The sequence below is a fragment of the Paenibacillus sp. MT86 genome, assembly GCF_058792535.1.
In genome coordinates, this window is the sequence record NZ_CM179499.1 from 4,218,233 (window position 1) to 4,238,081 (window position 19,849).

22 protein-coding genes are annotated in these 19,849 nt (G+C 50.2%); 11 read left to right on the forward strand and 11 right to left on the reverse strand.

The genetic code is table 11. From position 1 onward, the window contains the following. The 4 genes from AC3RCL_RS18655 to AC3RCL_RS18670 form a co-directional block, all read right to left on the reverse strand. Positions 1-834: an ABC transporter permease gene (locus tag AC3RCL_RS18655; RefSeq protein WP_015734651.1), complete on the reverse strand. Its 834-nt coding sequence runs from the start codon at positions 832-834 to the stop codon at positions 1-3. A gap of 5 nt (positions 835-839) precedes the next feature. Beyond that, a complete protein-coding gene (locus tag AC3RCL_RS18660; RefSeq protein WP_492531284.1) occupies positions 840-1,613 on the reverse strand; it encodes an ABC transporter ATP-binding protein in 774 nt (257 codons plus the stop codon). A 40-nt stretch (positions 1,614-1,653) separates the two neighbouring features. Further along, positions 1,654-2,658 (reverse strand): ABC transporter substrate-binding protein, encoded by a 1,005-nt coding sequence (locus tag AC3RCL_RS18665; protein ID WP_096773360.1) that lies wholly within the window; start codon positions 2,656-2,658, stop codon positions 1,654-1,656. 198 nt (positions 2,659-2,856) lie between these two features. After that, the gene (locus tag AC3RCL_RS18670; RefSeq protein WP_096773359.1) at positions 2,857-4,377 is read right to left on the reverse strand and encodes a carboxypeptidase M32; all 1,521 of its coding nucleotides are present in this window, start codon (positions 4,375-4,377) and stop codon (positions 2,857-2,859) included. Between the two features lie 129 nt (positions 4,378-4,506). On the opposite strand from AC3RCL_RS18670, the gene AC3RCL_RS18675 reads away from it, so the two are divergent. From AC3RCL_RS18675 to AC3RCL_RS18695, 5 genes are all read left to right on the forward strand, one after another. Continuing rightward, positions 4,507-4,836 (forward strand): iron-sulfur cluster biosynthesis family protein, encoded by a 330-nt coding sequence (locus AC3RCL_RS18675; protein ID WP_492531287.1) that lies wholly within the window; start codon positions 4,507-4,509, stop codon positions 4,834-4,836. A 51-nt stretch (positions 4,837-4,887) separates the two neighbouring features. Beyond that, positions 4,888-5,457, forward strand: a complete 570-nt coding sequence (locus AC3RCL_RS18680) for a beta-class carbonic anhydrase (protein ID WP_492531289.1) — start codon at positions 4,888-4,890, stop codon at positions 5,455-5,457. A gap of 204 nt (positions 5,458-5,661) precedes the next feature. Next, a complete protein-coding gene (locus AC3RCL_RS18685; protein ID WP_096773357.1) occupies positions 5,662-6,240 on the forward strand; it encodes a PadR family transcriptional regulator in 579 nt (192 codons plus the stop codon). 55 nt (positions 6,241-6,295) lie between these two features. Next, complete coding sequence (locus AC3RCL_RS18690; protein WP_015734645.1) at positions 6,296-6,739, forward strand: membrane protein; 444 nt, start codon at positions 6,296-6,298, stop codon at positions 6,737-6,739. Positions 6,740-6,742: 3 nt separating this feature from the next. Next, complete coding sequence (locus tag AC3RCL_RS18695) at positions 6,743-7,021, forward strand: YxcD family protein (protein ID WP_009591356.1); 279 nt, start codon at positions 6,743-6,745, stop codon at positions 7,019-7,021. 396 nt (positions 7,022-7,417) lie between these two features. Here AC3RCL_RS18695 and AC3RCL_RS18700 read toward each other — a convergent pair whose 3' ends face one another. Then, positions 7,418-7,879, reverse strand: a complete 462-nt coding sequence (locus AC3RCL_RS18700) for a hypothetical protein (RefSeq protein WP_192572418.1) — start codon at positions 7,877-7,879, stop codon at positions 7,418-7,420. Between the two features lie 140 nt (positions 7,880-8,019). Continuing rightward, on the reverse strand, positions 8,020-8,619 hold the full coding sequence (locus AC3RCL_RS18705; RefSeq protein ID WP_375119481.1) for a TetR/AcrR family transcriptional regulator: 600 nt from the start codon (positions 8,617-8,619) through the stop codon (positions 8,020-8,022). A 168-nt stretch (positions 8,620-8,787) separates the two neighbouring features. Between AC3RCL_RS18705 and AC3RCL_RS18710 the strand changes: the two genes are divergently transcribed. From AC3RCL_RS18710 to AC3RCL_RS18725, 4 genes are all read left to right on the forward strand, one after another. Beyond that, positions 8,788-9,345, forward strand: coding sequence for a hypothetical protein (locus AC3RCL_RS18710; protein ID WP_492536407.1), 558 nt, complete (start codon positions 8,788-8,790; stop codon positions 9,343-9,345). Next, entirely contained in the window at positions 9,342-9,983 is a 642-nt protein-coding gene (locus tag AC3RCL_RS18715; protein ID WP_492531293.1) for a GNAT family N-acetyltransferase, read from the forward strand. Before AC3RCL_RS18710 ends, AC3RCL_RS18715 begins: the two co-directional genes overlap by 4 nt. 107 nt (positions 9,984-10,090) lie before the next feature. Next, complete coding sequence (locus tag AC3RCL_RS18720) at positions 10,091-11,929, forward strand: UbiD family decarboxylase (protein ID WP_492531295.1); 1,839 nt, start codon at positions 10,091-10,093, stop codon at positions 11,927-11,929. 212 nt (positions 11,930-12,141) lie between these two features. Then, positions 12,142-12,669 (forward strand): GNAT family N-acetyltransferase, encoded by a 528-nt coding sequence (locus AC3RCL_RS18725; protein WP_096773351.1) that lies wholly within the window; start codon positions 12,142-12,144, stop codon positions 12,667-12,669. Between the two features lie 28 nt (positions 12,670-12,697). Here the strand turns inward: AC3RCL_RS18725 and AC3RCL_RS18730 are convergent, their stop codons facing one another. Continuing rightward, positions 12,698-13,495 carry a formate/nitrite transporter family protein gene (locus AC3RCL_RS18730; RefSeq protein WP_090911724.1) on the reverse strand — a complete coding sequence of 266 codons (798 nt, stop codon included), beginning with the start codon at positions 13,493-13,495 and terminating at the stop codon, positions 12,698-12,700. 328 nt (positions 13,496-13,823) lie between these two features. Between AC3RCL_RS18730 and AC3RCL_RS18735 the strand changes: the two genes are divergently transcribed. Beyond that, on the forward strand, positions 13,824-14,420 hold the full coding sequence (locus tag AC3RCL_RS18735) for a YjgB family protein (protein ID WP_192572421.1): 597 nt from the start codon (positions 13,824-13,826) through the stop codon (positions 14,418-14,420). 90 nt (positions 14,421-14,510) lie between these two features. Here the strand turns inward: AC3RCL_RS18735 and AC3RCL_RS18740 are convergent, their stop codons facing one another. From AC3RCL_RS18740 to AC3RCL_RS18750, 3 genes are all read right to left on the reverse strand, one after another. Beyond that, a complete protein-coding gene (locus tag AC3RCL_RS18740) occupies positions 14,511-15,512 on the reverse strand; it encodes a phosphotransferase (protein ID WP_492531298.1) in 1,002 nt (333 codons plus the stop codon). A gap of 130 nt (positions 15,513-15,642) precedes the next feature. Beyond that, positions 15,643-16,629 carry a formylglycine-generating enzyme family protein gene (locus tag AC3RCL_RS18745; protein WP_096773349.1) on the reverse strand — a complete coding sequence of 329 codons (987 nt, stop codon included), beginning with the start codon at positions 16,627-16,629 and terminating at the stop codon, positions 15,643-15,645. A gap of 83 nt (positions 16,630-16,712) precedes the next feature. Further along, entirely contained in the window at positions 16,713-18,173 is a 1,461-nt protein-coding gene (locus AC3RCL_RS18750; protein ID WP_492531301.1) for a sulfatase family protein, read from the reverse strand. 245 nt (positions 18,174-18,418) lie between these two features. On the opposite strand from AC3RCL_RS18750, the gene AC3RCL_RS18755 reads away from it, so the two are divergent. Next, on the forward strand, positions 18,419-19,222 hold the full coding sequence (locus AC3RCL_RS18755) for a helix-turn-helix domain-containing protein (protein ID WP_492531303.1): 804 nt from the start codon (positions 18,419-18,421) through the stop codon (positions 19,220-19,222). A gap of 17 nt (positions 19,223-19,239) precedes the next feature. On the opposite strand, the gene AC3RCL_RS18760 is transcribed toward AC3RCL_RS18755, so the two are convergent. Then, positions 19,240-19,845 (reverse strand): class I SAM-dependent methyltransferase, encoded by a 606-nt coding sequence (locus AC3RCL_RS18760; protein WP_492536409.1) that lies wholly within the window; start codon positions 19,843-19,845, stop codon positions 19,240-19,242. Positions 19,846-19,849 lie beyond the last annotated feature (4 nt).

Sequence of the window (19,849 nt, forward strand, 5' to 3'; positions counted from 1 at the left end):
TTAGCGATGGGTCAACAATTTCCTTTCTATATATACCACGATTTGATACATGGCCGTTGCAACAACGGCAATGATGAGCAGACTCGATAACACGAGCGTGAAGTTGAATACCTGAAAACCGTACATAATCAAGTAACCGAGACCCGATTTGGCAACCAAAAATTCGCCGACGATGACGCCCACCCATGCCATGCCCACGTTAACCTTGAGGGTCGATACGATCGCGGGATAGGAAGCCGGCAAGATGACCCGTTGAAATACTTGGCGCTTGGTTCCGCCGAACGTGCGGACGACCTTGATCAGATTGGAATCCACCTCGTTAAAGCTATTGTATACGACGAGCGTGGTCACAATGACCGTAATGGATAGCGTAGTGACGACAATGGCGGTAAAGCCGGCGCCGAACATCACGATGAATATGGGACCCAGCGCCACTTTCGGCATGCTGTTGAACACGACCATATAAGGATCCAGCACTTTATTGAGAAACGGGGACCACCAGATCAATACGGCCATCAGCGTGCCAACGAGCGTGCCGAGCAGGAATCCGACAACCGTCTCCCCTACCGTGACCCCCAGGTGTCCCCATAACTCGCCGCTGATCATGTTATCCCATATGTTCGCGAAGATTTTGGTGGGGTAGCTGAACAGCAGCACGTCGATCCATTTGAATCTGCCCGCCGCTTCCCACCAGATAAAGAACAGCAGCAGCAGGCTGAGCTGAACGGTCAGTACCCGGTTTTGCATGCTTTTCTTTCGCTTCATGTGGTTTGCATAGATATTCTGGAGCCAGCCCTTCGAAGAAGAAGCTGACGGCTCATCCCTTGATGTCATAGGCTTCACTCCTTCCCGATCGTTTGCATTTCGCCCCAGATTTCATGAAACAATTCATTGAACCCCGGCTCCTTGCGAGCAAAAAACGGCTGCGCCCGGCGGATGTTGTCGGGAATATCAAACAAACGATGAACCCGCCCGGGATTACGGTTCAAGAGAATGACCCGGTCGCTCATCGCAATCGCTTCGGATAAATCATGAGTGACCAGGATGGCCGTCTTTCCCCGCTCCTTCAAGGTTTCCACGATCAAATCCTCAAGCTGCAGCTTCGTCTGGTAGTCCAGCGCGGAGAAAGGTTCATCCAGCAGCAGCAGTCCCGGATCCGTAGCTAAGGTCCTGACGAGCGCTACCCGCTGCCTCATTCCGCCCGATAGCTGCGCCGGATACAGATTACCGCTCTCCCCGAGCCCCATCTCCCTGAGCAGATTCCCTACCACGCTTCGGCTTTGCGGATTCAGCCTTTCCGTCAATTCCAATCCGATCAAGGCGTTATCCATGATGGTGCGCCAAGGAAATAAATAGTCCTGCTGCAGCATGTACCCGACTTCAGGCGACGGTCCGTTTACCGGTTTGCCGTTTACGTAAGCAGCCCCTTTGGAGGGGACAAGCAGGCCGGCAATGACGGACAAGATGGTCGTTTTCCCGCAGCCGCTAGGCCCTACCAGACTGATGAACTCCCCCGGCTCCACCTTCAAATGAATTCCTTCCACAGCCAGAGAGGCTTCCCGATCGGTGACATATACATGAGCGATATCATTCAATTCAACTACCGGTACCATGGTGCTCTCTCCTTTCGTTCTATGGATCAGGAGTACGTGATTATTTAGCTTGTTTGGCTTTTTCGGCAAAGCTGTTGTTGACGATGGCATCCGGCGCTACCCGTTCCTTCAGTTCCCCGGCTTGCTCCATCACGTCCAGCAGATTGTTCCACTCCGCCTCGTCCACGATCGGATCGCTGGCATAACTGCCCTGCTCTTTGTAGCGCTTGACCGAGGACACCACGATATCGCGGTCGCTGTCTTTAAAATAAGGCAGGATCGCATCCGCGATATCTTCGGGGCTGCTCGCATCCACCCATTGCTGTGCCTTGTACAGGGCGTTCGTAAACTTCTGCACCGTGGCATCGTTCTTGTCGATATAGCTTTGCTTTGTCATAAACACGGTGTACGGCAGATGCCCGCTTTCTACGCCAAAGGAAGCCACCACCTTGCCACGGCCTTCTTTTTCAAATATGGAGGCCTGCGGCTCAAAGAGCTGGACAAACTCACCCGTACCGGAAGCATACGCCGATGCGATGTTCGCAAAATCGATGTTCTGAATCAGCTCCAGGTCCGCATGCGGATCGATTCCTTTTTTGCGGAGCGTAAACTCGCCTGCCATCTGCGGCATTCCGCCCTTACGCTGACCGAGGAATACTTTGCCCTTCAGGCTGTTCCAGTCAAAATCACCCGATCCATCCCTGGCCATCAGAAACGTGCCGTCCGTCTGCGTCACCTGCCCGAAATTGATGACCGGGTCTTCAGACCCCTGTTGGTACACGTAAATCGAAGTTTCCGAGCCGACAAGCGCCACGTCGATGGCACCGGACAGCAGAGCCGTCATCGTCTTGTCTCCGCCCGGGGTCGTCTGCAGCTCGACATCCAGCCCCTCTTCCTTGAAAAATCCCTTCTCCAACGCGACATACTGCGGCGCATAGAAGATCGAACGCGTCACTTCGCCGATCTTGACCTTCGTGGCCGATCCGCCGCCCCCGCACCCGGCAAGCGCAACTCCGCAGACCAGAAGCAAGGATAAAGCCAGCCCCCACCATTTTTGACGCTTCATTCGATAACCCTCCATTCCCATAGACCCAATGTTTCTTTTCAGCATATGCAAGCGTCAGCCCAAAGGTTAAACGCCTGGTTAGAGCAGACCGGCAAATTTGGATTGGCTCCACTTACGCAGGGAACGAATAAAAAGGACCCGGTTTCAAAACTCTTCCGAATAAAAAAAGCGCAGCCTCTCCGGCTGCGCTTCTCGTGATTATGACAGTTTGTAGATCTCTTTATATTTCTCTTCGAGATAATCGGCCAGATAATCCGGATTCAGTTCTTCACCGGTGACGCGTTCGATGATCTCGGACGGCTTCTCGCTCTTTCCGTATTTATATACCTTGTCCGTCAGCCACTCCTTGATCGGAGCCAGGTTCCCGGCTTCGATGAGCTGGTCCAGATTCGGCAGCTCTTTGCGCATGGTGTGCAGCATCTGGGCCGCGTACATGTTGCCAAGGGAGTACGAGGCGAAATACCCGAAATCCCCGCCGGACCAGTGAACGTCCTGAAGCACGCCCATCCCATCGTTCGGCGGCATAATGCCGAGGTATTCTTTATACTTCGCGTTCCAGGTCTCCGGAAGATCCTTCACCGCCAAACCTTCATTAAAGAGTTTCTTCTCGATCTCATAACGAATGATGATATGCAGGTTATACGTAAGCTCATCCGCTTCGATGCGAATCAGGGAGTTCTCCACCTTGTTCGCGGCCAGGTAGAAGTCCTCTACGTCCACGTCCTTCAACTGTTCCGGGAAGTGCTGCTGCAAATCCGCGAAATAACGGCGCCAGAACGGACGGCTGCGGCCGATCATATTTTCCCACAGACGGGATTGGGATTCATGGATGCCCATGGAGGTACCGCCGGAGAGCGGTGTCCCCGCGAGCTCCTTGTCGATATTCTGCTCGTAAAGGGCATGGCCTCCCTCGTGCAGGGAACTGAATACCGCGCTCAGCACATCGTCCGGCAGATACATGGTCGTAATCCGCACGTCTCCCGGGTTCAAGCCCGTGGCAAATGGATGCACGCTCTCGTCCAAGCGTCCCGCTTCAAAGTCGTAGCCCATCTGCTCCAGCAGGAACAAGCTGAATTTCTCCTGCTGTTCTTTCGGAAACAGCTGCTTCAAGAAGTCTGCTTTCGGCTTGAAGGGCGATTCCTGGATCGCATGCACCAGCGGTACCAAACGCGCTTTCAAGCGGTCAAAGATGGCATCCACCTTTTCCACCGTCAAATCCGGCTCATACATATCAAGGAGCGTATCGTATCTGGTGTTTTTCACGCCCCAATAATCAATAAACTCTTGCTTGAACGCAACGATCTTCGTTAAGTAAGGTTCGAAGCCTTCAAAATCGCTGTTCTTTTTCGCTTCCTCCCACTTCGTCTCCGATTGGGCGGCGAGAATGGAATATTCCTGGAAGCGCTCAGGCGGGATGGACTTGCTCTGGTCGTATACCTTGCGCACTTCTTCAATCATGCGGCGTTTGCGATCATCCAACTGCTCAGCCTGTTCCGGCTTGGCAAAGAAAGACAACAGCTCTCCCATCTCTTCCGATATTTGCAGTTTAAATGCTTCTGTGGAGAGAACCCCGATCGTTTCCGAGCGGATCTCGGTTCCTTTGCGCGGAGCGCCTGTCCGTAAATCCCAATGAAGTAGGCCAATAGCTTCGTAGTAACTCATGATTTTGCGAACCAATCGTTCAAATTGTTCCCATTGCTGTAAATGTTGTACTGCCATACCGGCACACCTTCTTTTTTTTATGATAGGATTCTTGTTTACTCTATTGATGATACTTTTTACAAGGTATATAATCAACTTCCAGAAAGAATAAATAACAATCTACATATAAAGGAGTGTCAGGATGCCGTGAATATTCAACTCACCCCGCAAGCCGAGCTGAAGCTGCAGGACAAACTCGGGGACAAGCCGGGTGCAATCAGGCTGATCTATGACACGGAGGGATGCGGATGTGCCGTCAACGGCGTCCCAGGCCTGCGTATTGTAGATGAGCCGACGCCGGATGATCTTGCTGTCGAAACGGACAGCCCGGTAACGTTTATCGTGAACCGCAAGCAAGCTGTTTTTTTTGAAGAGAAGATGAAAATCGATGCCGATCCGGCCGCATACGCCTTCCGTCTGGACAGCAGCGGACAGCATTATGGCACCAATATCCAGGTAGTGGATACCAGAGCATAAGCAGCAGCATTCTAAATGAATAATAGATACACAAAAGGAGAGAAAAAATCGATGGAAAAACACCTTAACAGCATACTGGAACACAATCGCAGCTTTGTAGAGAATAAAGAATACGAATCCTATCTGACAGGGCGTTTTCCTGAGAAGAAACTCGTGATCATCACCTGTATGGACACGCGCTTGGTCGAACTTCTGCCGAAAGCGATGAATTTCAAGAATGGCGATGTCAAAATCATCAAAAACGCCGGCGCAATCATTTCCCAGCCTTTCGGGAGCGTGATGCGGAGCGTCATGGTTGCGCTGTACGAGCTTCACGCGGAAGAAGTCATCGTTGTGGGCCACTACGAATGCGGCATGGCATCCCTGAACGCAGAGGATATGATCCAGCATATGAGAGACCGCGGCATTTCCGATGAAGTGCTGTCCACGCTGGAAAACTCCGGCATCCGGTTATCCAAATGGCTTCGCGGTTTCGATAACATTACGGACGGCGTAAAAAATACGGTCAGCCTGATTAAAAACCACCCGCTCCTTCCTTCAAACGTACCCGTCCATGGCATGGTCATCGACCCCAACACCGGTGCGCTTGATCTCGTCGTGGAAGGATACGAGAACGAATAAATCAACCAAAGTCAAATGGAAGCACAAACGCGCACGCGTTTGTGCTTTTTTAGTCACAATTTTGTCAAAAGCAGAGAGAAAGCCCCCTCCCCCGGTTGTCAAACCATACAGTTTCAGTGTACACTTTTTATCAACCGGACCGATAGGCGGATTATCATTCCTGCCTTGGCGTCCACGATATGCGTTTCAAAGGGAGTTATGTCCATGAATACGTTGTCATACGGCTTGTTAGGATTACTAGCAAGAAGAGAATCATCAGGATACGATTTGATGCTTCGCATACAGCCTTTTTGGCAAGCCAAACACAGTCAGATCTATCCGCTGCTGTCCGGCATGGAGGAGAAACAGCTGTTGTCCTCGCACTGGGTTCAGCAAAGCGATAAACCGGACAAAAAAATTTATGCGATTACAGACAAAGGCATGCAGAAGCTGCGTGAATGGATGTACCAACCGATTGCGCCTGCAGTCACCAAGGATGAGCTTTCTCTTCGAACCTTTTGCCTGTGGTTGACGGAGATCGGCATCGCCGTCGATATTTTCGAGGACCGCAGAATCGGGTATCTGGAGAAAAAGCGTTACTATGAGCAGATTTTAGCGGGGATTCCGGAGGACACCCGCGAGATCGGAAGCAAGGCGTTCAGCAATTATGTGCTCGCTACCAAAGGACTGATGATGGCTGAAACCGAGCTGAAATGGTGCGATTGGGTTCTGGAATTACTGAGACAGCAGCAACGCGCTACAGCCTCAAACCATGGCCGCACAAATTTTGAAACCCTATCGTGACTCGTCCGTATTACTCTTTATACTCTAAATTAACTGGGAGGTTCGACAGAACACGATGAAAAAAGTATTGACGATTCTAGTAGCGATTACACTGTTCTTTGTAGCGCTGACGCCTGATTCCGCAGATGCCAGAAGAGGTGGCGGAGGTTTCAAATCCGGAACCAAGTCATACAACAGCACTCCGAAAAAGAATGATACCAATAATGTGCAACAAACGAACAACCGATCCAATACAGGGGCAGCCGCTAACACGAAAAAACCAGGATTTTTTAGCGGTGGCAGCTTGATGAAAGGACTTATGATCGGCGGTCTGGCCGGATTGCTCTTCGGCAGCATGTTCGCCGGCATGGGCTTCATGGGCGAAATTATGGGATTGCTCATTAACCTGATCGCAATCTGGGCTTTGATTATGATCGTTATGGCTGTTGTACGTGCCGTGAAGAATCGTCGTAAACAAAACGAGCCTCGCGACAACAACAATCACAATAACCGGTACTAATCCATGGTTCTAAGCATGGACGAAATCGTCAATGCGGTCTGCCTTCACCAAGCAGAACGCAGAGGCGTCAAACCAACGGACGTATCACTTGAGCTTAGCTGGGACGAAGATACGGGATATACGGCCGAAGTATGGGTCAACGGAAGAACTCAGTATTTGATTGAGGCCAACCTCATCGAGGCCATTCTCCGCTACCTTCACTCCGAGTACAATATCCGCGCATACAGCGAGCAGGTAAGACTTGAGCTGGAAGATGAAATTATTGCCATTGTTCAGCAATAAGGCTATGAATTATATAAAAGCAGCCCTTCGCCATTGTGCGAGGGGCTGCTTTTTGGATTACCAAAATGTAGATCCGTTCGTACACCGAATGAAGTACCCGTCCAAGAAAAGCACTTCAACCATATCTGCGCCTTCTTCTATTAGTTATACGAGTTATACGAACGCCATAATGATTAGCTTCGCTTAGTCTTTACCTGCGTTTCTGCCCGGATTAGGCGAATCAAGCTCTTTCCGCTTGCCCTCCTTATGCCATTCCTCATACTGTTTCACCGATCTGAAGAAAGGAATTTATTGATCATATCCTTCATTTCTTGGATCTCATCCTAGGCATACTTCAAAAGGGTGGTTGCATTATCCACCTTGTATTTTTGCAGAAGCTTGAGATAACGAAGCAGTTTAGTCCCTATGTAAGATTCGTTCGTGCTCTCTTAAACTGTTTGGGATATGACCTGCAGCAAAAACGATACTGAACATAAACAACAGGATGGAATGCAAAACCACCGAACCAGCAAGAAAATAAAGGACCGGAGTTATCGCTAGTGGTACCGGAATCCCCATAACCGGCTTGAATAACAGCCCATAATCCCTGTCGTTCAAAAAGTATCGGCACCATCCCCCATAGTATAGCAATAGCGCTAGAATCATTACGATGAGCGAGATGATTTCGTACCCGTGCCGGAGCTGCACCGCAAAAAATAAAGGGACGATCATGGTCCCGATTCGCCCGATCCCTTCGGCAACCGAGAAGATCAAGCTGGGATTGGGCCGACCGGACATGTTATGCGGCGCGCGTCTAAAGAACAAGAAATTAGGAAGCAGAACCAGAAAAGGCATGAAGAGACTCGTTGGATGAAACAAAACCGTTCCCTCCTCTTCTAGTGAAGCTGTACTTCAGCTTATTCGTCTACTCCCCATTATACGATTCAATGAGAAACTTCGCGGGGCGTCCCTTACCGCATTTTTAAACAGGTCCCGATTGATCGTAAACCGTTTCATCGTTATTCTCCACCATGATGTTGTCCCGCCAACCCGTAAAAGAACAGCTCCATCAAGCTCTCCATGCTGATGGCGAATTCGCGGTTAGCCGAATCCCAGCGCCGGCCGAGCTCATTCATGAACATCGTGAAGAACAGCATCGTCGCCTCTTCGGTTTGCTCCTTATCGATATAACCTTCTTGTTTCCCGAGTGCAACAAACTTCATGAAAAAGCCTTTAATCTTCTGCTCACTTTCCTGCCGAATCTTCAGATCGATGCTGTGATCTTCAAAGGCTTGAATTCGACGAAACTCTTCCGACAAGAAGGTCAAATTATTAGCTTCCAGCAGCATGATTGCTTTGGTCTTCTCCGGGAATGACAGGTCGGATTCCAGTATACGGTCATACTCCGCCAACTGCTTGTCCATCCAATTCATGATCATATCATGGTAAAGCTGATCTTTGGTTCCGAAATAGTTGTATATCGTCGCGGGAGAAACTCCTGCCTGTTGGGCGATTTCGTTCACGCTGACCTTTTGGTAACCGTGCCTTGTAAAGAGCTGGAATGCGGCATCGAAGACCTGTTCGATTTTTAGCAGCTTTCTTCGTTCATACCCGTTCATATGTTCCCCACCTCAATTGAAGTATATATCAAGTTTTAGAGTACTTCAATCTTCTCACTATAAAACAATTGACAACCACCTATTTGGAGTTATATTGTTTTTATAGTAAATCAATTCAAATACTACATAATTTAATTTAAATCACAAAAGAAATGAGTGTGTTACGTGATGAAAATCGTAAAGATTCCTTCGATTCTGCATGATGTTTTTGGTGAAAAGCAGTCCGTTGGCTCTATTCTGGTCATTCTGCTGTTCGGTGGACTTCTAACCATCGCGGTGAGCTTCATTTATCCTGAAATCACAAACTCTTTGCCTATATGGCGCAGTGCCCTTGCCTTATTGCTTATCTTCGATATATTCGCCGGCTGCATTGCCAATTTCACAATCTCAACCAGTAATTTCTACGCGTCCCGAAAAACGAATCGGACAGTGTTCCTTGCGATACATGTGCATATCATCATAATTGCGCTTCTATTGGATACCGATATCGGGTATGCCGTCGGTATATGGGCATATACCATCGCTGGAGCTGTGACCGTGAATGCGCTGATCGGGAAATCATCGCAGCGATTTATAGGAGGCTTGCTCCTGTCGATCGGCATAGGGGTTACGTTCTTGCTGTCCAGCATCCAGCCCTACATGTTATTGGCCGGCACCCTGTTTATGCTGAAAGTATTGTACAGCTTTGCTGTCGATCATTATGGCAAAGCAGTAGAGAAATCATGAACATTCCATGCAGAGTATCCAAGCTGACCCAAGCAGATAAAATCTTATTTTCATCCATTATGAACCGGGCATTTGCCCGGGATCCTTTGTTTCTGCATGCATTTGGCGATCCAGAGCTTGATCGTGAATCAAGCAGCAGAGCGGCTGCATTTGTCTCCTTCATGTTTGATAAAAGCTTTCTGCTGCATGAAGAAATATGGGGCTATTATGAAAACGAAATCTTGCTCGGTACCTTCATTGTAGAGAAACCCGGCATAAGCAAGCTTAAGCGTTTGAAGGGCGCTTTTTTGCTGATTGGAAGACTCTTGCCGTTGTTATTCCAACTCCCAGTCAAAACATTGAGATTCCTGAATGCCTATATGGGCATTACGAGATCGGCTGCTCCTTTTTCTCCGCACCATTATCTCATTATGATCGGAGTGAATCCGGAGGTCCAAGGCAGGGGAATTGGAACAGCAATGCTGCGGCACCTGCTTCAAGTGGTTAATTCGGATCACAATTCACATGGAATCGCGCTCGATACTGAAAATAAGGAGAATGTTAATTTGTATCAAAGATGGGGATTTGTTTTGAGGCATGAAGAAAAAATCAACGCCCTGACCTTGTATTGCATGTTCTATCAGAAAGACGATTTTTAATGACGGAGCCGTTCGTCCATTCTATATCGGGCGTCATTGACCTTCGCCATGAGATTGTCGATAATAGTAGAATAAGTTCACTATCTACAAGGGATTGGAGCTATGTAATGAAATATCATAATCTGGAAGAATGCATCATTGATTTGGAGAAACATGGGCATTTGGTTCGTATACATGAAGAGGTCGATCCTCATTTGGAAATGGCGGCCATACATATGAAGGTTTATGAGGCAGGCGGCCCGGCACTCCTGTTTGAGAATGTAAAAGGTTCAAGGTTTCGTGCGGTATCCAACCTGTTCGGCACGATCGAGCGCAGCAAATTCATTTTTCGGGAAACCTTCGAATCAACGCAAGACGTTATCGCGCTGCGCAACGATCCGATGAAGGCGCTCAAAAATCCTTTTAAATATATCGGAACGGGACTGGCAGCTAAATCTGCACTGCCGATCAAAAAAACAGGTGCCCTGCCACCCGGATTTCAGGAAATCCAAATTTCCGATCTGCCGCTCATTAAGCACTGGAAGGACGACGGCGGCGCTTTCGTCACGCTGCCCCAAGTGTATTCCGAAGACCCGGAGAAACCGGGCGTGATGAATTCCAATCTGGGCATGTATCGGGTTCAGCTCACAGGCAATGAATATGAAATGAACAAGGAAGTCGGCATCCATTACCAAATCCACCGGGGCATCGGCATCCATCAAGCGAAGGCGAATAAGCTGGGTCAGCCGCTGAAAGTGAGCTGTTTTATCGGGGGGCCCCCTGCCCATACGATTTCAGCGGTTATGCCTCTGCCGGAAGGCATAAGCGAGCTTACCTTTGCCGGACTGCTGTCGGGACGACATTTCCGGTACAGCTATGTGGATGGTTACTGCATCAGCCACGATGCGGATTTTGTTATTACGGGGGAGATCCATCCCGGCGAAACCAAGCCCGAGGGACCTTTTGGGGATCATCTGGGTTATTACAGCCTGGTCCATCCGTTTCCCGTCATGCGAGTGCATAAAGTCTATGCCAAGCAGCAGGCCATCTATCCGTTTACGGTCGTCGGAAGACCGCCGCAGGAAGATACGTCCTTCGGGGAGCTGATTCATGAGCTGACCGGCGGGGCGATCCGGCAAGAAATTCCGGGGGTCAAGGAAGTCCATGCGGTTGATGCTGCCGGGGTACACCCCCTGCTCTTTGCCATCGGCAGCGAACGGTATACCCCATATCAACAAGTAAAGCAGCCGGCTGAGCTTCTCACCATCTCCAACCGGATACTGGGCACGGGCCAATTAAGCTTGGCCAAGTATTTATTCATTGCAGCTGAAGAGAACCAGCCTTTAAGCACGCATCGCATCGAGGACTTCTTGACCTATATATTGGAACGCATCGATCTGCAACGAGACATCCATTTTCAGACCAATACCACGATCGATACGCTCGATTATTCCGGAACCGGACTCAACACCGGCAGCAAGGTCGTATTTGCGGCGGTCGGGGATAAAAAAAGGGATTTGTGCCAAGCGGTGCCTGAGGCGTTAACGGATCTTCCCGGGTATGCGCCTGCAAAATGGATCATGCCCGGCATTGTCGCCATCCAGGGAGCCCCCTTTACGAGTTATTCCGAAGTGGCGCAGGAGATGTCGAGCCTTAGCGATGCCATCCGGGAACGAGGTTCGCTTCCTTCCTGCCCGATGATCATTCTGTGCGATGACAGTGAATTCATGAGCGCAACGCTCAACAATTTTCTTTGGGCAACCTTTACGCGCAGCAATCCTTCCCATGACATTCACGGCGTGAACAGCCGCTATGAGCACAAGCATTGGGGCTGCGACACGGTCATTATCGATGCCCGCACGAAACCGCACCAAGCCCCTCCGTTGATACCGGACGCAGAGGTTGAACGCAGCATCCAGCGTTTGTTTGCGAACGGCGCCAGCTTAAGCCGCATTTCGCTGCGTTAAAAGCTCAGAACCGCGGGTTAGCTGTAAAAGGAAGTGAAGGGATAAAATTGTAAAAAGGACTGGTCCAACGTCCATTTGACTTTGCGACCAGCCCTTTATTTTTTTATGGAAACAACGCGAATTCCGTGCAATCCACTTCTCTTTATCAATACATCTTATATAATGAAATCTAATCCATATTAGCCAATACGGTTTATCCAAGGAGGGACATCATGTTTCCAGAACTAGAGACTCAACGATTAAGGTTGCGTGAAATCCGGCTTCAGGATGCCGAGGCGATCTACAGCTGCTTCTCGCATGAGCAGGTGACCCGCTATTACGGTCAAGACACGTTGACCAGCCCCGAGCAAGCTCGTCGATTCATTGAGCTGTTCGCTAACAACTACGCAGAGCAGCGCGGGATTCGATGGGGCATCGAAAGGAAAGATAGGCAAGGCCTGATCGGGACGATCGGATATAACGCATGGTCCCCACGGCATAGAAGAGCAGAAATCGGATATGAGCTCCATCCCGACTTCTGGAGGCAAGGATATGCCAGCGAAGCGGCCTCCGCCATCCTGGCATATGGATTTCAGGAGCTTGGCCTAACCCGCATCGGTGCCGTCGTTTTTATGGAGAACCAGGCTTCCCATGCACTGCTGGCCAAGCTCGGATTCGAAGCGGAAGGAACCCTGCGCCAGTATATCTATCAGAACGGCACGGCACACGATACGCGGGTGTATTCATTGTTACAAGGCTAGCGGAGCTAAGCTTGCGCGCTTCCAAACCTTATTCACCAGAGGATTCCTTCGCATCCAGAAAAGGCTTGTTCACAAAATAATACATAAAGCCCATTAATAGAACGCCGCCGATCAAATTGCCGAACGTTACCGGAATCAGATTATGCAATACGCCATCAAACGAAATCGTGCCCGGATGATTCAGCACGAGCGCAATGGCAAAGGTGCACATGTTCGCAACGCTGTGCTCGTATCCGGAGATGAAAAAGCAGAAAACAAACAGCATCATGGCAAACATTTTGGCTCCGTCGCCCTTCAGGGACATGGGGATGAAAAAGGCAAGGCATACGAGCCAGTTGCACAGAATCGCTCTAAAAAACAGCTGCATCGTCGGGGTGGTCATTTTGTGTTCCACCACATTGAGCAGAAATCCGTTCACGGAGGAATCGGTGAATAATCCCGTTAAGAAAATCAACAGCGCAAACGTGCAGGCCCCCAGGATGTTTCCTGCATAACTGAAGATCCACAGCTTGACTACTTCCAGCCACTTTAATTTCTTGCGGAGAGCGGCATACGTGTAATAAAACGTGTTCCCTGTAAACAAATCCCCTCCCCCGTACGCGATCAGGATAATCGCCGCGCCAAACGTAAGGGCAGCCATCGGATAAGTCAGCGGGGAATGCTCCAGATAAAAAAAGTTGCCCGTCTTAAAAGCGACGATGACGCCAAAGCCGATAAACATGCTGGCGAGCATGGAGCGGGCGATGTAGCGCAGCTGGCTTTGTTTAAAAATTTTGTGTTTTTTGAGAGCAAGCTGCTCCACCTTGAGTAAGGATTCGGTTTCCATAATTCCTCCTGAAAAAGTCGGTTCTATATAGATTACACGATTTTTCCAAAAATTCATATCACCTCTGTACTATTACCCCATTTTCCGATAACGCTCAGGTCATGGACGGATTCATCAATGTTCGGCCGATTGGCGTACCCGATTCATCGTTCAAACCATTAGGATCGAGCAAGGCTTCTTATTCCAGGTATCAAATCTGCAATGTCATCTTCATAGAATCGTAACCCATTGCCCTTAAGCATCAACTATCATGGGAAGATAAGTCAGGATCACTTGTTTGATACGCAGCGCATGTGGTAAGTAGTTGTTACAAAGGAGAGGATGCAACATGAACTTGAAGCAACCAGCTAAAAAAGCAATCGTCACTTTGACTATGGCGGGCGTCGTCGGCCTTAGTGCATTCGGAGCAAATCATGCTGTTTTGCCACTGCAGCAGGCTGAAGCCGCCACGGCGGCAAGCGCCGAGGATTATGCTGCCGAGCACGCGCTCAAGACGCTCAACAGCTTTTATAAACCTGCATTGAAGGGACAATTCCCCGGTGCGGTCAGCGGATTAACGATCGGTAAAAGCACGAAGCAGGACGTGTACAAGGCCATTGGCGAGCCTCCCGTGCCAGGCAAGGATGCCGATGCCTTCGACGTATACGGGGCCAACATGGGGAATCCGGGCTACGCCTTCTCCTACAAGCTGAATAAGATTCGCGAAATGCGTTATTTTGGCACCAATGTGGAACGACAGACGAACATCGGCGGCATCACCATGAAAATGCTGAAGAAGAATTGGTTTGCTCCGGATGCCACCACCACATTCAAGAACGGAAAAACGAAGCAAACCAAGCTGACTTACCATCGTGGTGAATATAAGCTGGAGTTTATCTTCAACAGCAGCACGGAACTGGATCATATTAATCTGCTGAAAAAGTAACGGTTGAATCAATTCATTTTAATTTTCTTGAATAACGGTTCGCCACATTAAGAAAAACCCCGGTCTCTTGAAGAGATCGGGGTTTTTGGTTTACATCAAATACTGTGTCAACACGTCTTCCATCCATGCCTGACTTTGCTCCAGCCGCTTCAATCCGGCTGCCAGCATACCGATCTGCTCCTGCAGCACATGGGAATCATCGGTCCCTTCCCGATAGCGGCTCAAAAAATGCAAGAAAACGTCAACCAAACGCAAGCGCAGCAGTACCGGTATGGCAGCAATCTCCTCTTCGGTCAGCCGTACGCGGCTGGCAAAGCCTTCGCAGAACTGCCGGATAGCGACCTTCTCCTCCGCCATTCCCAAGAATCCCGAAATAACGACCGCAGGTTCCATCGCCCTGACATCCTTTGTGCAAAACTCGAAGTCGAGCAACGCGATGACCTTGCCCGATTGTTCCGAATCTACGAGCAGGTTTGAAAAGTTCAGGTCCCCGTGGACCAGCTGCTGCGGCAGATTTTTCAGGGATTCCAGCCTGCCGGATATCTCGGTGTACGCTCCTTGAAGGATTTGCAGCGCGTTTCCTTGTTCCTGGAACTCGACGGGCGGTCGCTTGCAGAAATCCTGAATGAATGTCCTGCTGCACGAAGGATACGATTGAAGCAGCTCGTAATAGGGCGGATACACCGGCTCCATTCCAATCGAACAAGCCGCAAGTGCACTTACCAGTTCTCCCGTTTTTTCCCCGAAGGAATAAGTCGCTTGAATGCTCTCTTCATCCGGTCGCGCTCCTTCAATGTATTCGAATAGGCAAGCGTATCGATCACTTCCGTCCTGAACCCAAACCATCTTATCGCCAGACGTTGATGGAACAGGCGCTGGGACCTTAAAGCTAAGGGGTGCCCGCTGGAGCGAGTCCAAAACCGCAAACTCGAATTCGATCCTTGCCTTGTCACGATGCGTATTGTAAATGCGCATGACCGAACGCCGATGCGGGTTATGAATAAAAAGGGTCGTATTGTTCCAGCCCGTTGGGCCGTTCACCGTATCTCCGTACCACTCGGGCCAATACGATTGCAGAAGCTGCTGAATCATGATCCATCCTCTCTTACCTTTATAAATCCTATCGTAATCCGAAAATATCATCATTTTTCGCGAAATTTCTTTGGTTTTCGCAATTATAACCTTTACGCCAAGCTGCATTGTCTATTAACAACGATAAGCTCTATAACACCGCATCCCTCACCACCCGGAAACCGCAGTTGCCCGTCGAGCTGTCGGGTGTATTCCCGCTCCGCGCCGCGACTCGGTAACGGTTGCAGTAGGATCTGTGGCACAGGTACGAACCCCCGCGCATCGACCTTCTGCCGGTAGGCTCCCCATAGAACGGATTGTTCGCCGAGGTCTGTTGATGATACGACGGGCTGAACCAATCGCCGCACCATTCCCATACGTTGCCGGACATGTTGTACAGTCCGTAACCGTTCGGTTTGTAGGCATCCACCGGCGCGGTTCCGATGTACCCGTCGCTGGCGTTATTTTTGACCGGAAATTTGCCCTGCCATATGTTGCATTGATGCTCTCCGTCCTGTTTCAGCAGATCTCCCCACGGATAGGTCCTGCCCTCCAAACCGCCGCGAGCCGCATATTCCCATTCCGCTTCCGTCGGAAGCCGCACGCTTGCCCACTGACAGTAAGCCGCGGCATCGTTCCAGGATATATGTACGACCGGATGGTCCATTCGGTCTTCGATGCTGGAATCCGCCCCCTCGGGTGCTGCCCAGTATGCCCCTTCGACCACCAGCCACCAAGGCACCTCTTGCGGCACCTGGGCTACTGCTGCCTTCGTTTCCTCCGAAGCCAGCAGTTCAAATACAAACGACCAGCCGAACCGTTCCGCTTCCGTCACATAACCGGTGGCTTCCACAAACCGTTGAAATTCCCCATTCGTTACGGCATGGGACGAGATCTCGAATCCGGAGACGGTTACGCTGCGAGCCGGCCCTTCCCCGTCACGAGGGAAACCTTCATTCGAATTCGTGCCCATCGTAAACGTCCCTCCAGGCAGCATGATCATATCGGTATGAAAATCAGGATGAGACTGTTCATCATACTTTTCGTCTCTCATAGTGCCAATAAGAGCCTTCTGGCCGGATCCCGTCGACTGCACGTGCGCTCTGGATCCTGCGCAGCAGGAATGTGGTTCTCCCATGTTATTTGTTCCTCCTATCCTTGATACGGAGAACAGGACAACCGCTGTCAGAGCGGTTATCCTGCTTCACCTTGCTATTGCGATTACACGAACTCCCGAGGATGACGGCGCATCAGCTCCGGCACCGCTTCTCCCCGGCCCGTGTTCTTCAAACGCTCGATATACCGGGGCAAATGACCTTTGGCGTGGTAAGGTCCCCCCTCTTTCATGACCGTCCACAATGGATCCACGTCAAACGGCATTGTCGACATCATATGATCATGCCACTCATTCAGCAGATAGACGGCCTCCCGGCAAAGATCCGGTCTTTGAGACGCCTGGTTGTGCTGCTCATACACATCCTCGGTGATATGGAACAGCATTTCTTTGTCGAACAGATGAAAGCCGTCATGATAGGTACGAATGTACAGCCAATCTCCAAACCGCACGCTTCGCTGGCAGACGTGTGCACATTGGGATACCACCAGATACTCCCTGCCGCTCTCGCGTCCGCTTCGCAGGGTCTCGGCATAACTGACTCCATCCCAGCTTCTTGCCGGTGCCACGTTCATATATTCCGCCATCGTAGGCAGTAGATCCAGATGATAGTGCAGATTGCGATCCGATATCCCTTTCATGATGCCTGGCCCTCGGATAATCATCGGAATGCGGCAGGTTCCCTGATCCGCTGTGCCATGTTCTCCATAAATCCCAAGCTCCCCCATGTTCTCGCCATGATCCGCCGTTATGATTACGATCAAGTCATCCATAACGCCCTTGGATTCCAACAGCTCGAAGATGGCCCCGATATGCTCGTCCATATGCCGAATGCCGCAATCATAGCCGTCCACCATCGTCCGCAAATCCTCCATCGTCCGAATCTCTCCGGGATGACGCGGGTAATCGGGGGATACATCACTATTATACATGTTAATTTCGTTTACACCATGCGGGCCGACCTTCTTCTGATGCTCCTGAAGCACGTCTTCGGATAACCACTCCGGAAGAGGATCATGCTCGAACGGATTGCCCAGCGACTGAGGTGCACGATACGGCGTATGCGGATCCCAGAAGTTCACATAGAGCATCCAGTTATCTTCATCGGCGTTGCGATCCAGCCAGTCCAGCACGACCGGAGACACTTCCTCAGCCGACTCCAAGCCGCCTTTGCCTGTATTATACATTTCATTGAAGCCCGCATAGAAGGTCCAGGCGGAATGGCGCTCTCCAAACGGACTGATCAACGCGGTTTTCATGCCGGCCCGGCGAAAAATGGCGGGAAAGCTCTCCGAAGCCAGCTTGTCGCGGAAATCCCGCGTAATGCCTTCATGCCGCACGTCGGCTGCCGAGCCTCCATGACCCACGACGCCGTTATGAATGCCGAACTTGCCGGTCATCAGCGCGGTTCTTGATGGAAAACATGGAGCGTCGGAGGTATAGTAATTGTCGAAGCGTACGCCTTCCGCCGCTATCCGGTCAATGTTGGGCGACGTATTCCGATGGTATCCGTAACACCCTAAATGATCCGGTCTGGTCGAGTCCAAATCCAACAATAATACTCTCATACACGTATCGCTTCCTTCCTCATCCCTTTTCTCTTATCCTTACATGTCAGCGTTTGCAAAATGACTGCTATTGACAGAAATTATAGGCCAATGCTTCCTGTTGAGTCGATGTACATTTCGTTAATTTATTGTACGATTCTACTTCAATTTAGGTTAGCTGACCTGTAAATACCAACAAACACCTACTCATTGGAAGCATAGATATGCTAGGCTATAGGTATAAAATCACTGCGAGGTGCTTGTCTGTGATCCAGTTAATGAGCGTGAATTTTGATGATCATATCCCGAACTGGCGGACTCAGCTAGAGACGATCCGTTACAACGTGCTCGTTGTGGTAAGAGAAGGCAAAGTGAGGTATGAAATCAACGGGGAGGAGATCATTGCGGAAGAAGAAGACGTGCTCTTCATCCCGCAATCGACCAAACGGAGCGGCGGCAACTGGAATGGCATCCCTCATCGGAAATACACCATTCTCTTTACGATGGATCCTCAGGTAACCACAGGCATTCCGTTTCTGGATGGAGGGCAATTCCTCAAATTCAACCTTGCGCATATCCAGTATGCCTACCGCCGCTGCGAGCGATTATTCGAGGAAATGCGCGGCGGCAAAAGCTACCGCACCATGATCTGTCAGGGCATCATGCAGGAGCTGCTCGGCATGCTGGCCCGGGAACTCGAGAAGACCGAGCTGCCGCCAAGCAAAAGAAATTATGCGGACACCATCAAAATGTATCTGTTGGACCATTACCGCGAACCGATTGAAATCGATAAACTCGCGAAGTTAATCCATCGTTCCCCCAATTATGCCACCGCCCTCTTCAAGGAGGTGTACGGTCATTCCCCGATTCGGTACATGCACCAGCTGCGCGTGCTGGAAGCGTGCGGCCTGCTGCTTCATTCCGACATGACAATCGCTCATATCGCCCACTATCTGGGTTATTATGATACGTCCTATTTTTATCGCATGTTTAAAAAATACACCGGTCTGTCACCCTCCGACTATGTGCAACAGGGCAACCGGTCCGATGTATCCAATCTGTTCACCTAATGCTTATTCGCAAATATTTATTTGATGGACGGCTTTTGCCCCGCAAACTGAAGGACATGGGACAAGCCCTGATGCCCCTGTCCTTCCTGCCGAACGACCTCACCCATGAAAAAATGGACAATTCGCCAAACCGCAAAAGCTTCGAGGAAATCCCCGGGCGCGTATAAAAACTGAGGATCTTGCGGTCCCCCGCTTCGATAAGGAATCTGGTACGGGGAATACACTTCGGTGAGAAAATATCCTCCCGGCTTCACCGCGGTTTTCACGCCTTCCAGCGTCCTTGTTCTCAATTCTTTGGGAAAATGTCCGAACACGCAAATGATCTCATCCCATTGCTCCTTCGTCCACTGCGCTTCCCCAAGGTCCACAAGCTCGGTGCGAATCTCAACGCCGCTGGCTTCGGCCAGCTTATTGGCTTTGTTCAGGCCGGACTCCGCATAATCCCACACGGTAACGTTCATGCCTTCGCGTGCCAGAAATACCGCATTTCGTCCTTCGCCCTCTGCGATCGCAAGCGCATTACCCGTTAATGCCAACCTCTTATGCATGTCGGCTATAAATACATTGGGCTCGGTTCCGAAGACATAGTCTTCGCCCTGAAACCGTTCATTCCATGGATTCATCATT